The organism is Arthrobacter sp. 05L417, assembly GCF_056397865.1.
The window spans coordinates 44,740-58,197 of the sequence record NZ_JBFTOG010000038.1 but is presented as its reverse complement, the minus strand read 5'-3'; the positions used below and the strand labels follow the sequence as shown (position 1 = coordinate 58,197).

Annotated in this window: 12 protein-coding genes and 2 pseudogenes; 4 read left to right on the top strand and 10 right to left on the bottom strand. The window is 59.5% G+C overall.

What is annotated here, in order from left to right; genetic code table 11:
• From AC1DJW_RS21595 to AC1DJW_RS21585, 3 genes and pseudogenes are all read left to right on the top strand, one after another.
• The coding region (locus AC1DJW_RS21595; RefSeq protein ID WP_476901100.1) for an SDR family oxidoreductase at positions 1-149 on the top strand (149 nt) is incomplete at its 5' end.
• A gap of 117 nt (positions 150-266) precedes the next feature.
• A complete protein-coding gene (locus tag AC1DJW_RS21590) occupies positions 267-1,178 on the top strand; it encodes a ribokinase (protein ID WP_476902480.1) in 912 nt (303 codons plus the stop codon).
• 135 nt (positions 1,179-1,313) lie between these two features.
• Positions 1,314-1,708, top strand: a pseudogene (locus tag AC1DJW_RS21585) (hypothetical protein); the annotation flags it as partial.
• A 530-nt stretch (positions 1,709-2,238) separates the two neighbouring features.
• Here the strand turns inward: AC1DJW_RS21585 and AC1DJW_RS21580 are convergent.
• The 9 genes from AC1DJW_RS21580 to AC1DJW_RS21540 all read right to left on the bottom strand — a co-directional run bounded on the left by AC1DJW_RS21580 (position 2,239) and on the right by AC1DJW_RS21540 (position 11,991).
• Positions 2,239-2,529 (bottom strand): hypothetical protein, encoded by a 291-nt coding sequence (locus AC1DJW_RS21580; protein WP_476902479.1) that lies wholly within the window; start codon positions 2,527-2,529, stop codon positions 2,239-2,241.
• 260 nt (positions 2,530-2,789) lie between these two features.
• Positions 2,790-3,821 (bottom strand): nucleoside hydrolase, encoded by a 1,032-nt coding sequence (locus tag AC1DJW_RS21575; RefSeq protein WP_284755012.1) that lies wholly within the window; start codon positions 3,819-3,821, stop codon positions 2,790-2,792.
• Positions 3,822-4,043: 222 nt separating this feature from the next.
• Entirely contained in the window at positions 4,044-4,769 is a 726-nt protein-coding gene (locus AC1DJW_RS21570; protein ID WP_476902478.1) for a gluconate 2-dehydrogenase subunit 3 family protein, read from the bottom strand.
• Positions 4,770-4,813: 44 nt separating this feature from the next.
• Positions 4,814-6,466, bottom strand: coding sequence for a GMC family oxidoreductase (locus tag AC1DJW_RS21565; protein ID WP_390280591.1), 1,653 nt, complete (start codon positions 6,464-6,466; stop codon positions 4,814-4,816).
• 72 nt (positions 6,467-6,538) lie between these two features.
• A complete protein-coding gene (locus AC1DJW_RS21560) occupies positions 6,539-7,600 on the bottom strand; it encodes an ABC transporter permease (RefSeq protein WP_390280588.1) in 1,062 nt (353 codons plus the stop codon).
• A gap of 44 nt (positions 7,601-7,644) precedes the next feature.
• Complete coding sequence (locus AC1DJW_RS21555) at positions 7,645-9,240, bottom strand: sugar ABC transporter ATP-binding protein (protein ID WP_476902477.1); 1,596 nt, start codon at positions 9,238-9,240, stop codon at positions 7,645-7,647.
• 59 nt (positions 9,241-9,299) lie between these two features.
• A complete protein-coding gene (locus tag AC1DJW_RS21550) occupies positions 9,300-10,247 on the bottom strand; it encodes a sugar ABC transporter substrate-binding protein (RefSeq protein ID WP_284755006.1) in 948 nt (315 codons plus the stop codon).
• A 368-nt stretch (positions 10,248-10,615) separates the two neighbouring features.
• On the bottom strand, positions 10,616-11,461 hold the full coding sequence (locus AC1DJW_RS21545; protein WP_390280584.1) for an aldo/keto reductase: 846 nt from the start codon (positions 11,459-11,461) through the stop codon (positions 10,616-10,618).
• A 92-nt stretch (positions 11,462-11,553) separates the two neighbouring features.
• A complete protein-coding gene (locus tag AC1DJW_RS21540) occupies positions 11,554-11,991 on the bottom strand; it encodes a GlcG/HbpS family heme-binding protein (protein ID WP_390280582.1) in 438 nt (145 codons plus the stop codon).
• Between the two features lie 366 nt (positions 11,992-12,357).
• Between AC1DJW_RS21540 and AC1DJW_RS21535 the strand changes: the two genes are divergently transcribed.
• Entirely contained in the window at positions 12,358-12,783 is a 426-nt protein-coding gene (locus AC1DJW_RS21535; protein WP_476902476.1) for an RbsD/FucU family protein, read from the top strand.
• On the opposite strand, the pseudogene AC1DJW_RS21530 reads toward AC1DJW_RS21535, so the two are convergent.
• Positions 12,747-13,442 (bottom strand): annotated as a pseudogene (locus AC1DJW_RS21530) (glycoside hydrolase family 32 protein); the annotation flags it as partial. The gene AC1DJW_RS21535 and the pseudogene AC1DJW_RS21530 overlap by 37 nt on opposite strands.
• Positions 13,443-13,458 lie beyond the last annotated feature (16 nt).

Here is a 13,458-nt window from a genome sequence, read left to right as displayed (position 1 = left end):
ACTACGCCCAACGCACCCTGCTCAAACGCGAAGTCCTCCCCGAACACGTCGCCAACGCCGCCGCCGTGCTCACCAGCAACGAACTCTCACACACCACCGGCCTGCACATCCCGGTCGACGCGGGCGTCGCAGCAGCCTTCCTCCGATGAAGGACTCACTAACTCCCGGACTATTGGTCGCGGTGAACGACGCACACGGGCGCGTTCCCGACCAAACATTCGGTTCGATCAATCAAGAACTGGCCCCCACGAACACCAAGGAGAAGCATGTCCACTGAAGTAGTCGTCGTCGGGTCGGCAAATCTGGACTACATCATCCAGCTGGATGCGCCTCCAGAACCAGGGCAGACGGTTCTTGCACACCATTTCCACACCCAATCAGGCGGCAAGGGCGCCAATCAGGCTGTGGCCGCGGCACGCTTGGGGAGTTCCGTCAGGTTCATCGCCGCCATCGGAGACGATGCCGAGGGAGCAGCCATGCTCAGCAGCCTCAAGGCTGAAGGGATAGATACCAGCCAGGTCCAGATCTTGCCGGGCGGACGAACTGGCGCCGCGTTTGTCTCGGTCTTCCCCAACGGGGAGAATTCCATCTCGGTGGTTGCCGGAGCGAATCTTGGCCTATCCGAAGTCCACGTACGAGAATCCCTGAACCACGTTCGCCGCGGGGCAATCGTTGTGGTGCAGGCGGAGGTGCCGGTGGCTACTATCCAGGAGGCCTTGGATGCCTCACAGCGGGCCGGTTTGCGGTGTGTGCTGAATCTTGCCCCATACGTGCGTATTGACGAACGTCTCCTTCGCCATGCCGATCCCCTTGTGGTGAATGAGTCCGAGGCCAGTGCGCTCCTATCCAGGCCCGTCTTCGATGAAGCAAGCTCACGCGAGGCAGCTCGTCAGCTCGGCGAGACCGCTTCCTCAGTGGTCATCACAATGGGCGCGGCAGGTGCGTACTGGCTCGACAAGGAGGATGAGGGCCACGTATCGGCTCCCGCGATTGGCCCCGTGATCGATTCCACCGGTGCGGGCGATGCCTTCGTGGGCGCACTCGCTGCGTGCTTGGCCGTCGGCCGCCCGTTGTCGGAGTCGGTCCAGTTGGGCGTTGCCGCGGGATCGTTCTCGGTCATGAGACTCGGCGCCCAGTCTTCCTACCCGACAGCCCAAGGCCTGGGAACCCACGTGTGATAAACATTCTCCGCAAGAGCGGGATGCCTATCGGCGGCGCTCGAAACTGAGCCATTGTGACGGAGGCGCAATTCAGCGCCCTGCAACGGTTCATGAAGCTGTCCGTGCACGAGCAGGGGAGTCTTTTCCCGGAACATGCTCGCGGCCCTCATCAAGGGAGAACGCAACCCCGATGTGCTGGCCGGGATGGCCCGGGGCGTGTTGCGGTCGAATATCCCGGCCTCGTTGACGCGCTCACCGGGCGGTTCAAACCCCACCACGCGTTCATGGCCCGGCTGCACGTGGACCAGATCGACTCCCACACCCGGGTCATCGAAGCGCTCACTGCACGGATCGAGGAGGCGATGGTACCGTTTCGCGACGCCAGGGAAGCCCTGAGCAAATACCTCAAGGCGGCCCTGGGCATCGCGGCCATGTCGGCCGCACGGTCCAGGAACACCTACCTCGCCGCGAGAGACCACCGCTTGGCCGCCCGCCGCGGACCCAAGATAGCCTTCGTCGCCGTCGAGCATTCCATCCTGACCGCGGCCGACGCGAGGCCCTGTGGACAGCTGAGATCCATACTCGGGGAAGTAAAGTCGACGCAGATTGGTGTTCTTGTTCAGCGAGCTGATCGGCCAGTCGTTACTGGAGGGCACTTGCTCGTCCGCCCCGTCTGGTCCAGGCCGCTCTCCCCCGACCACACCCTGAAACGGTCCCGCTGGTGCCGAAGACACGAGCAACTCGCCCACACAGCCACTACCGGGCACCGCGGACACATCCAATAGGCGCGACTTAGTACAACTTTTCGGGCACCGCGAGTGATTCTCTGGGCGGACAGGATCACCCGGAATGGCTTGCAACTTTTCCCGATGTCTTCGAGGTCGAGGCTGGCTGGGTTCACCTGCCAGCCCGATGAAGCCGGCGGAGGATCGGAACAGGTCGCTCCATTTGCAGTAGGCCGGACTGCTGCGTTTCGGCTCCCAGGCGGGGAGAATTCGATGCATATTGTCCGGAAGAAATCAGAGCACTGTCTTTGACAGGCCGTGACCGTGTTTAAGGCAACTGTGCCGGCGCCGCTTTACCGTGACAAAGAGTCAACGTTCCATTCGGTGCTGCCGGGCTCACGGTGCGTTCGGCACACATATTTGATGTGCGTTGCAGTTCCCAGTGAATTTTCCACATCGGCTGTCACATTGACCGTCCAGACCGGGTCACCTCCCGATCTAGCGGCATCGCTGAAGGCAATCGAACCGGAATCATGCAGGGCCACTCTGATCGTTTCGTAGCAGGCCTTCTCAGCGGCTGCACCTGTATTGCCCTGGAAAAAGGTCGCGATCCACGAAACCAAGAGAGTCAGCGCAAAGATCATACGTCGTCCGGGGAGCCGCGGACCGGGTCGGCCTTCAGCGGCCGCCGTTCGAGTGCGCCCCGCAAGGGATGCTGGTCCCTGACCTGGTTTCATGTCCTGCTCTTTTCACCAATATGCGGCCGGCACCTGCTCGTGCGGGCACGGGATTACCGTAGAAAACGATCTTGAGTAGGCGAAACTACCTCAGGGAGTTTGCCCGAAAGCCATGTGCCACTCCGCCCGGGGTTCGGGCGGAGTGGCACATGTTCCGTACGCGGAATCTACGAAGAGGCGCCCTGGGTTTCCAGTTCCTTCGTAACGCCGTTTCCAAGGGGTGCAGTGAGGCGATCTGCGAAGAAGTGGCTGACCCGGGGACCGTCCACTTCGAGTGCCACGTCCATGTTCGGTGGCAGCTTCTTGGGGTTGGTGCGCAAGAGATCCTGCTGTCCGTTCGCGTTCGCAACGTACATGTCACGTTCGATCGGCGTCAGGTTGTACTCCGTGGCGATGTGCAGCGGGAACAGCTTCAGCAAGGTCTGATCGAAGGCATGCATGACCACGAGCGGATCATGCAGCCACAGGGCCGTGTGTTCGGTTGCAATTCCCACGGCGGTGTAGATCAGCTTTTCCTGCGGGGGCCACAGGTCGAGAATCCGGGTGGCCATTTCCGTAATCGGAGTGTCGGCTTTCCTGATGCGGTCTTCGTCCTCTTTCAACAGTGGCGTGTAGAGCGTCACATCACACGGAACGTATGTGATCGGCATGCCGGAGTTCAGAACGATTTCAGCAGCGATGGCATCGTTGTTGAAGTTGTACTCCTCGCGAGGCGAGCGACGGACGCCCTTCTCATCCACAATCGGGATAACAACGCCCGCCATGATGATGAGTTCCTTGATGTTCTCCACGACCCGCGGTTCGCGAAGGATGGCGTGGGCGACGTTTGACACCGTACCCAGGGTGACGACCTTGATTTCACCCGGGTTGTTCATGATCGTTTCGATGATGAAATCAACCGCGTGTTGGTCTTCGTACTGGGGCTCTTCGCCCTCTTCGAGGATGCCCTCGCCCTCGAAACCGAACATCAGTGCATGGCCGCGCATCGGCATACCGATGCCCTTGAACACAGGGATGTCGCTGCGGCCGGCCGCTTCCAGGACCTTGACTGCGATCTGAGCCCGCAGGTGCGTGTCTCCGTAGCAGGTGGTGACGCCTTCGACGATCAGCTCCGGCGACTGAGCCGCGAACATCACCGCAAAGGCGTCGTCGTAGTAGGTTCCGATATCCGTATCGAGAATGATGCGGGTCTTTTCCACTTTCTTACTCCAATCTTCGTTGGCTGGATAAACAGCTATGTCTAACATCTTGTGACATTTATCATTATGTCACACGTACTTGGGAGCCCGTCAAGGGTTTATAGCCTCATTTTTTCGATGCACCCAGGAAGTTTCCGAGCCTTGATGATTCTGGTAACAGAAAATAACAAATGCGATGGTTGTGTTGGGCTCGGTAACGAAAACTTGCCGGCCTAGCCCGCCCTAGCGGCCGAAGCGCTGAACCCTGGGACTTTGCGGGTACGGCCAGGTGGCTCCCATGATCATGTAGTCAGTCGTCGTGTAACGGCCGGCTACCGTGTCCGCCAATGATTTCGGCCCGTCGAACCCGATGACTCGCCACCCGACAGAATCTTTGTTCCCTCCATACACGGGATCGGCATAGAAGCCCTGACGCGTATGCGCGACGAGCATGTCGAAGAATCCGAGGCCGGCGTCGCTGACCGGTTGGTTGGTCGGGGGCGGGCCGCCCTCCCCTGAGTTGAAAATTTCGTCATCGTGCAACTGAACGTGCCGCGGCTTTGGCCGCCCGGAGGTTTCAACGAGCAGCGCGTCCTGCTCGTCATCCGACAGCTCGTGGAAGTCCTTGGCGTATTTGTCCAGACTGAGCGCCTTCAGGGCCGCTAGTCCTTCGCGGTAGACGGACTGCCTGTGCCTGATTCGCGCTTGCCAGGCTTCGGCTTCCTTCCCGCGTATTTCCAGGAATCCGTCACCAGTGGCGCTGGCATACACGAAGTCACCGGACAGAAATCGGTCCAGAAATCGTACGACGTCGGCTTCCGCCGCCCCGGGATCGTAATCCGTGGGGATGATTCTGGCCGTCGCGGCCCGGACGAGGGTCCACTCATCGTCCGTAAAAAACAGGGGCCCGTCTACGTCTCGAGCCGAAATTGGCACTGTGGGCCAGTGGGCCTGGGATTGGCTGACCATGGGAGAAACCCTCCTTGTTGTCTGTTGAATCAGGGAAAGTGGCGTCAGTCCGCTGTGCGGCCTTTGCCACGGACATGGATGATGCGTTCAGTGCACCGCCAGGCGTTGGCCATGATGGTAAGCGTCGGATTAACGCCGGTCGAGGTTGGGAAGAAGCTGCCGTCGAAGATGTAAAGGTTCGGCACGTCATGGGTCTGGCACCATTTGTCGACGACGGACTTTGACGGGTCGTTGCCCATCCTTGCCGTACCCATCTCGTGGCAGCAGTTTCCTGTGATCTTTTCGAGGTTAACGGGGATGATCTTGCTGGCGCCCGCCACCTCAAGAATTTCCATGTTCTTGGCAACCTGCCACTTGGCCTGGGCGAAGTCGTTGGCATGAGGGGTGTGGGTAATCCGGGCGACTGGCAGCCCCCAGGCATCGACGACGTTTGGGTCAAGGTCTACCCTGTTGGATTCGACGGGTAGATCCTGGACCATGACACCGAGCTTCATGCTGTGGTTGAACAGATCGCGATCAGTGTCCTTAGAGGCCTGTCCCCAAGTGGGTCGCCCGGGGAAGGTCCAGTTGACGGGATGGCCAAGCATAGAGGCGAAGATGAGCGTTCCCAGCATGTGACCGCGGTCATAGTCAGTCTGGTAGTAATCGAACGACATGGTGTTCATGTAGTGGCCGGCCCAGGGATACAGGGGATCAACCACCTCCTTGTCGAACAGTCCGATCGCGAAGAGGTACTCGTGGAAAGTGGCGTTTGCTCCAAGCAGACCACTGCTGTTGGCGAGCCCGTTGGCATGAGTCGCTGACTTCGATAGTTGAAGCAGGCGCGTGGTTTCAATTGCCCCGGCGCAGCAGATCACGATGTCGGCAAGCTGCTCAACCTCATTGCCATCGGCGTCGGTGTAAATGACGCCCTTGGCTGTTCCGTCCGGGTGAAGGACGATCTCCCGGACATAGCAGTCCGGCCTGAGATCAAGCAACCCCGTGGCAAGTGCGTCCGGAATGAACGTATTCGCCGTTGAAGATTTGGCCCCTACGGGGTCGCCATACTGCTGCCAGAAGCCCGAATTCACGTGCGGGTTGCGGCCTCGATACGGCTCGGTGACCATTGCCTGCGGAATCGGGAACGTGCTCTGGCCCATCTTTTTCATGGCCTGCGCAAAAACACGCCCATAGTGCGTCAGCTCGACCGGCTTCGTGGGGTATCCCTTAGAACGAGGTCCTTCCCATCGGTTGGCGCCGGCAAGTCCCGAAGTGCCGAGCTCCCATTCAACGCGCGTGTAGTACGGCTCGAGGTCACCGTATTCGATCGGCCAGTCGACCAGACTCGCGCCGGGAATATCACCGTGCAGCGAACGGAGGCGGAAGTCGTCCTCCGTCATCCGGGGAACGATGCCGCCCCAATGAATCGTTCCGCCCCCGACGCCTTGGGGGGTCGGGGAGAACTGGACTTCTTCCTCCGGGCTTTCCTCGTCCGGCCGGTACGTGCGTGGCTTCAGCTGAGGATCCGGCCAGACGTAGTTCCGGTTCAGGTATTTGAGTTCATCACCGGAGAATTGTTCATTTCGCAAGAATGGGCCCCGGTCAAGTGCGACCACACGGATCCCGGCCTCTGTAAACACCTTGGCGGCCGTGCCGCCGGAGGCGCCTGCACCGATGATCAATACTTCGACCGGCTCAGGTTTCTTCCTGGGAATCATGACTACCTAACCTTTCTTGCCACCTCTGAAGCGGTGACCTTTTTGGAATGAACGGGTGCCGAACTGAACGCGTCAGTGCGGTAACCCGAAGAGGAGGATTGCGCCCAGTGCCAGGCCGCAAATCAGCGGCACAGACCGTTTCAGCGCTTGGACTGAGGTTGCCGAACCGCGCCTGTTGAGTGCGACGACCGCGATCAGGATGAGTCCCTGAACCATGGCCTGGATGTAGGGATTGACGTTGAGTAGATCCAGGATGTTGGTGATGAACTGGATGATCAGGACGCCGACTGCAACGCCCCGGATGGTTCCGACTCCGCCTGTGAGCGGGGCGCCGCCGACGACGACGGCCGCGATGGCTGCAAGTTCATAGCCGTGGCCGTAAGCCGGGTCCGCGGTCTGCAGTCGTGACATCAGGACAAGGGCTCCCATGCCGGCACAGAGGCCTGAAATCATGTAAACCGTCATGCGGTGCCGAACGACCGGGATGCCGGCGAAATGGGCCGCTTCCTCGTTGCCGCCCAGGACGTAGATTTGACGCCCGAAAACAGTCTTTGACAGCACAATCTGAGCGATCGCAACGGTCAGGACGAAAACGATCACCGGAACAGGTATGCCGAATACCTCAGTGCTGAGCCATTTCAGCGCGTTGTCGCCCCGCAGCCGGATCGGGTTCGAACCCGAGAGGAAAAACGCGGCGCCAGTGGCGATCGTCATGGTTCCCAGGGTGATGATGAAGGGCTGTAACCGACCGAAGGCGATTCCTAGCCCATTAATTGTGCCCACGAACAGCCCTGTAAACAATGCGCCCAGGATGACTCCGACCGGGCCGTAAGGCGCCATCTTCGCACCGACAATGGCCGCCAGGGCCAAGGTGGCTCCGATCGAAAGGTCAATGCCGGCACCCCCAGCGATTATCACGAATCCCTGCCCCACTGCCAGTAGACCGATTATCGAGGCGAGACCCAGGACGTTTCGGATGTTGTCGATGGTCATAAAGAACGGTGAAAGGGCCGATCCCAGGATCAAGACGACAACGAGTGCCGGGAGCGCTCCGGCTTTGCGTAGGGCCGCCGGAGTCCATTCCCGACGTAAGTTCTGCTTTTGGGGAGTCGGCGTTGCGACTTCAGTGCTCATGTGCGTTTCCTTCTCAGAGAATCAGAATGGTTCCGGGATCTGACTTAGACCATCGCGGAGGAGAGGATGCGTTCTTCTGTGGCCCCCATGGCCGGGATGTCATCCACAAGACGGCCGTCCCGCATGACAAGGATCCGGTCCGCAATCGCCAGCAGCTCAGACAGCTCCGAGGAGATAACGAGTACCCCGGCTCCACCCTTTGCGAGTCCGTTGATGAGTCGGTAAATCTGGAACTTGGCGTTCACGTCGACCCCCCGTGTGGGTTCGTCGAAGATGTAGACCGGAAAGTCGTTGAGAAAGCACCTGGCGATGACCACTTTTTGCTGGTTTCCCCCACTCAATGTCCCTACTGGCACGCCGGCTCCGGCCGCCTTCACGCTGAGCTTGCCGATCAGGTCCCGCGCCAGCTGCGCAGACCGCGTCCTGCTGAGCCACCCGCCTTTGGAGATGACCTCCGGTTGCGACAGCGTGAAGTTCTCTTCGATGGTCATGTCCAGTACCAGCCCCTGGCTTTTCCTTTCTTCAGGAACCATCACGATGCCCGCGCGGAAGGCTTCCCGGGGATTACGTATCCGATGCGGCACCCCATTCACCTCGACGGTGCCGGAATCGTAGTTGTCAACCCCGAAGATCGCCCGTGCAACTTCGCTGCGGCCCGCACCCAGCAGCCCTCCCATGCCCACGATTTCACCGGGGTTCAACTCAAAGCTGATGTCCTCGAATTTGCCGGGACTCGACAGGTTCTTCACCGAAAGTCTCGGGGGCATCTTGATCTGCCCGGATTTGACCTCGAAATCAATGCCTGCCCGGTTTTGAATCTCGTGCGTGAACCGTTCAACCGGACGTCCTACCATGGCCTTGACAATATCGTCGTGGCTCATCTCGCTCATCGGCTTGGTGACGATCTTGACTCCGTCCCGAAGCACCGTGACAGTGTCGGCAATCCGGGACAGATCCTGGAGACGGTGGCTGACCAGGATGAAGGCTGTGCCGGCGTCCTTGGCCTTTTCCACAACCTCGAAAAGGTGGGCGACTTCCGGCTCCGTCAGAGCGGCGGTTGGCTCGTCCAGGATGATGATCCTGGCTTTGCCAACAAAACTCCTGCCGATCATGACTAGTTGCTGGATGCCGGGGGAATGCTCGCTCAGCTCTGAGAACGGATCGATGGAGAGGCCGAGGGAATCCAGCACAGGCTGCGCCTTGGCCCTCAGAGCGTTGCGTGAGACCATCCCGGAGCGCGCCGGGAAGGCAGCAACGCATAGGTTCTCCGCTACAGACATGTGGGGGACAAGGGAGAGCTCCTGCGGGACGGCGCTGACTCCGAGCAGCCGGGCGTCTTGGGGGGAGGTGAGATGCACCCTCTTGTTATCGATGTATACCTCCCCCGCGTCCGGCTGCTCGAGACCGCAGATGACCTTCGACAGAGTTGACTTGCCGGCCCCGTTTTCACCGCTTATCGCATGGACGGTTCCAGGAAAGATGTCCAGGTCCACGGAGGTGAGGGCTTGCACCCCCGGGTAGGTCTTCGATATTCCGCGCAAGGCCACGACTGTCCCGTCGAAGGTGCCGTTGCGTGCCTCGGAATCGGGATGCTTTCCGAGCGGAGCTGATCCGTGAATTGGAAGCCATGATTTCTTCATGAGAGTTGTCTTTCCTGCATCGGCGGTTGCTGGACGGCGAAAGGTCGGTCAGACCGCGCTTAGCCCGCGGATCCCCAGGTGGTCTTGTCGTACGCTGGGGCGTTGTCTTTGGTCAGGAGAAGCGGCTGCTCAAGCATGATGCGCTTGGGGTAATCCTTTTTCTCAATGGCCTGAATGGCTACTCGAAGGGCCAGATCCGCGTGCAGGGGCGTCGCGGGAACAGCGGCCGAGACTTCTCCGCGCTGGATGGCCGCAGTGGTGGACTTGTCGTCCCCCCACGTATAGAGAGGAATGTCTGTCCGGCCCGTTTGTTGCATCGCGGCGTAAACACCCAGCGCCATTTCGCTGTATTGGGTGTACCAGGCGTCGATCTTCTTCCCCTGAGGTGACTGGAGGAAGCTGAGTGCAGCCTGATAGGCCTTCGTGCGATCGAAGTCGCCGGGAGAAGTTTCATTCACCGTGATGTCCGGATACTTGGACTTCAGGGTGGCTATGAAACCTTCGTGGCGCAGAATCTGGGGCGAGGACCCCATCGTTCCTTGCGTCTCCACCACGGTGCCTTTACCCTTCAGCGACTCGCCGATGGTATTGGCAATCTGGATAGCACCTTGCTTGTAGTCAAGGTAGACCCAAGAATCAGGGCAGTCGGTGTCGACCGTCCGTTCCATGCCGATGACGAAAATGCCGGCTTTGCAGACTGCATCGATGGCGGGAGTCAACGGACCCACCGACTGGGGAAATACCAGGATGCCGCTGACCTTCTGGCTCACGCAGGACTGAAGGTCAGCGACTTGTTCGCTCGGATCATTCGTTTCTGTGTACTTGATCTGGACATTGGGATGCTTGGCGGCCTCGATCATGAGGCTTTCCTTTTGTGCAGTAGACCAGGGGTTGTTGGCCAGCCCTTGAGAGAAGCAGAAGGTGTAGGTTTTGGCCGGGTCTCCAATGGGTCCGTCGGCGACGGGCAACGCTCCTGCATAGGGGAGGGTCAGCGTCTGCTTGGTCACGGGTCCTGTGACAGGGTTCCCCGGAGCCTGTTTGAGTACTGTCGCATTGTCGGGCGCATAAAGGGCGACGTTCTCGGGAAGGTAATAATTTTCTTTCGAGCCTCCGGCGTTTCCTGGGGCTCCGGCGCACGCGGAGAGTGCAAGCACACCTGCACTCAGGACGGCCGCTGCTCGAACGGAGGTCCACTTGCGGTTCGACTGCTTGGCAGTCAATGAACGCTGAATCATTTTTGTATCCTCATCTTTGAGTGTTACATGATGTGGTTAGTAACACTATCGCCACATTGTTGAAAGCGGAAGCCTTCGGATCAAATCTGTTATTTGATGTTGCAAACTACAGGAGCCAACGCAAAGTGGTTATGGCGCACTCAGTCCATAAGGTCGGGGTCGTAGGGGTTCCGGATCCCCACCTCAAGTGCGGCGATCTCCGCAAGATCGGTTTCCTCGAGCTGGAAGTCGAAGACTTGCGTGTTCTCGATCATTCGGTCGGGACTCACGGTCTTCGGGATGACCACATTTCCTTGGTCGAGGTGCCATCTGATAATCACTTGGGCCGCGGTCTTCCCGTATTTCGCGCCGATCTTCCGGAGGACGGGACTGTCAGTCAGCTTGCGGTTAGCAAACGGGTTCCCGGCCAAGGGGGACCAGGCCATCGTCGCAATGGAATGCGAGGTGTTGAATGCCTTCAACTCCGCTTGGTGCAGGCCGGGATGGAGCTCGATTTGGTTGACGGCGGGAACCACGTTTGATTCAGCCATCAGGCGGTCAAGGTGGTGGATCTGAAAATTTGCGACGCCGATGGATTTTGCCAGGCCTTCCTCTTGCAGACGCTCAAGTGCCCGCCAGCTCTCGACGTATTTGCCAATCTTCGTCATCGGCCAATGGATCAGGAAGAGATCGACATAGTCGAGGCCGAGCCGCTTAAGGCTGCCTTCGAATCCGCGGCGCGCCGCGTCATAGCCGTGGCTTTCATTGCCCAACTTGGTGGTGACGTATATTTCGCCCCGAGGGACACCGGAGCGGCGGATTCCTTCGCCCACGCCGGTTTCATTTTGGTACTGCTCGGCCGTATCCAATGACCTGTATCCAAGCTTGAGTGCCGCAGCCACGGTGTCGGCGGCAGAGGCGTCGTTTGGGCCGAAGATGCCCAGGCCGATCTGGGGAATTGCAGATCCGTCGTTGAGGGCAAAGTCGGGAATTGGCTGAATTGACATAAAGTGCTCCTTGGGGCTGGACATCTACATTGGGACGTTGAGGCAGGGGTTCTGCGAGGAAAGGTGTGCTCGAGCTACGCGAAATCGAAGCTTCAGGGCGCCAGGCAAGCTGCAGCAGCCTTGATGGCAGCTTCGGCGATCTCACGGTCCTGGTTCATGGAGCTCTTTCCGGAGATTCCAACGGCACCGATCAGTTCGCCGTCGTGCAGGACAGGTAGTCCTCCGCCGATAATGGTTGCCCCTTCGATCGTGGCCACGCCATGCAGCAGGGCTTCCTCCTGACGGACAACTTCCCAGAACTCGTGCGTGGCCATGCCGTTACCGGCGACAGAGTACGCCTTGTCAACTGCGATTTTCGCCGTCTGAAAGGGCGCACTGTCCATTCGTTCGAAACACACAAGGTGTCCGGCGCTGTCGACCACTGCGATGCTGACGCACACACCCATCTCCGTGGACTTTCCGACTGCGGCGTCGACGGCAACGCGCGCCAGCACCCGAGTAATATTCCGTGACCTGACGAGTTTATTCACGCACGTCCTCCTTGTGTTCCACTCAAAATGAATGTTAGATAGAGTGAATATTTACAATATCGATAGCGTAGAGGCCTTCCGGCGCTGTTGTCTATAGTCAGCAATTTTCCAAACCTCCGCCGTTCCGAAGTCGGGGCGCAACTTCAGGCAGCTTCGGGATGTTGTTCGCCGAGGAGGGAGGGAGGCGCTACCTGAGAAGGCCCGCTGGTCTGCCGGGTTACGTTCGCTTCGCTCGGCAGTGAGTCAGGCCCCCGGGGCCAATATCGGCCGGATTTCCTGGGGACCCGCCCATGACGCAGTCGCTTTTCGGGCATAAAAGGGTTCAGCGCCGTCGTCAACGTGTTCTCGTAGATCGAAAGAAGATCCATGCTAAGAAACATCAACCCGCTGCTCCGCGGAGAGCTCTTGAAGATGCTCGATGAAATGGGGCACGGCGATCGGCTTGCCCTGGTCGACAGAAACTATCCTGCCTATTCGAGCGGCTGCCCCGTGATACAAATTCGAGGAACTCGTCTGCTGCAGGCAGCACAGGCGATCCTCAGTGTTCTTCCGTTGGACAGCTTTGTCGAGCATCCGCTTGAGCGCATGCATCCGGACGGAGACCCGGCGACGGTGACTGAAATCCAGACCCGATTTCTTCGCATGGCTTCCGAGTCCACCGGCCTAGAACTGGTCTACGGGGCCGTGGAGCGACACGACTTTTACAGGCGGGTACGGGATTCGTTCGTCGTGGTGCAGACCGCGGAAGATCAGCCCTATGCGTGCTTCATGCTCCAGAAAGGCGTCGTTTGAAGAAGCCGCCTGAACCCTCCAATTTCGGTTGACGATAACAAGATTCGCTCAGGCACTGGTGGATGGCGGCCATCGACGGACAAAGCCAGCCGAGCCGTGGTGAAGAAGATCGGGTAGGTCACTGCTCCGTAGAAGTCAAAGCCATAATCGAGCCATTCCGGCTCGGGACGGTAGGGCGTGAAGGAACTGCCGTCGAAGGCTCCAGTCCAGTAGGCGTACGTCGCGGGCAGTCCGCGACCCTTGCCGTTCGCACTTGTACCGAGGACCCAGTGCGAGGTACCGTCGTCGGCTGTAATACGAGAGATGTCGGGGCACTCGAGCACCCCCAAGTAGTTACGCTGGAACTCGCCGACGCGCTGCCAGGACCGCAGGTCCGGTGAGGCGTAGAAACCGAGCTTTTGCCCTTCGGCGTTGACCATGAACCACCGGTCACAGTAAGCGTCCCAGATCACTTTGGGATCGCGGAAATCATTCACTCCCGGGTTGGGCAGCACAGGGGCCGGGCCGCCGGCCTGAAACGACCGCCCGCGGTCTGTGGAATACCAAAGGTACTGGGCCTGGCGGCCTTCCGGCGCTTGGGTGACAAGGGCTATTACCGTCCCCGCTCCGTATCCCGCGGTGTTTCGCTGGTCAACCACGAGGCACCCTGACCAGCAGTCGCCGTTGCTGTGGCAG

What these genes read in the sequence shown, in the direction of transcription:
- AC1DJW_RS21555 (WP_476902477.1), bottom strand. Translation starts at nt 9,240, where the DNA reads ATGAAGAAATCATGGCTTCCAATTCACGGATCAGCTCCGCTCGGAAAG.
- AC1DJW_RS21565 (WP_390280591.1), bottom strand. Translation starts at nt 6,466, where the DNA reads ATGATTCCCAGGAAGAAACCTGAGCCGGTCGAAGTATTGATCATCGGT.
- AC1DJW_RS21590 (WP_476902480.1), top strand. Translation starts at nt 267, where the DNA reads ATGTCCACTGAAGTAGTCGTCGTCGGGTCGGCAAATCTGGACTACATC.
- AC1DJW_RS21580 (WP_476902479.1), bottom strand. Translation starts at nt 2,529, where the DNA reads ATGATCTTTGCGCTGACTCTCTTGGTTTCGTGGATCGCGACCTTTTTC.
- AC1DJW_RS21535 (WP_476902476.1), top strand. Translation starts at nt 12,358, where the DNA reads ATGCTAAGAAACATCAACCCGCTGCTCCGCGGAGAGCTCTTGAAGATG.
- AC1DJW_RS21570 (WP_476902478.1), bottom strand. Translation starts at nt 4,769, where the DNA reads ATGGTCAGCCAATCCCAGGCCCACTGGCCCACAGTGCCAATTTCGGCT.
- AC1DJW_RS21560 (WP_390280588.1), bottom strand. Translation starts at nt 7,600, where the DNA reads ATGAGCACTGAAGTCGCAACGCCGACTCCCCAAAAGCAGAACTTACGT.
- AC1DJW_RS21545 (WP_390280584.1), bottom strand. Translation starts at nt 11,461, where the DNA reads ATGTCAATTCAGCCAATTCCCGACTTTGCCCTCAACGACGGATCTGCA.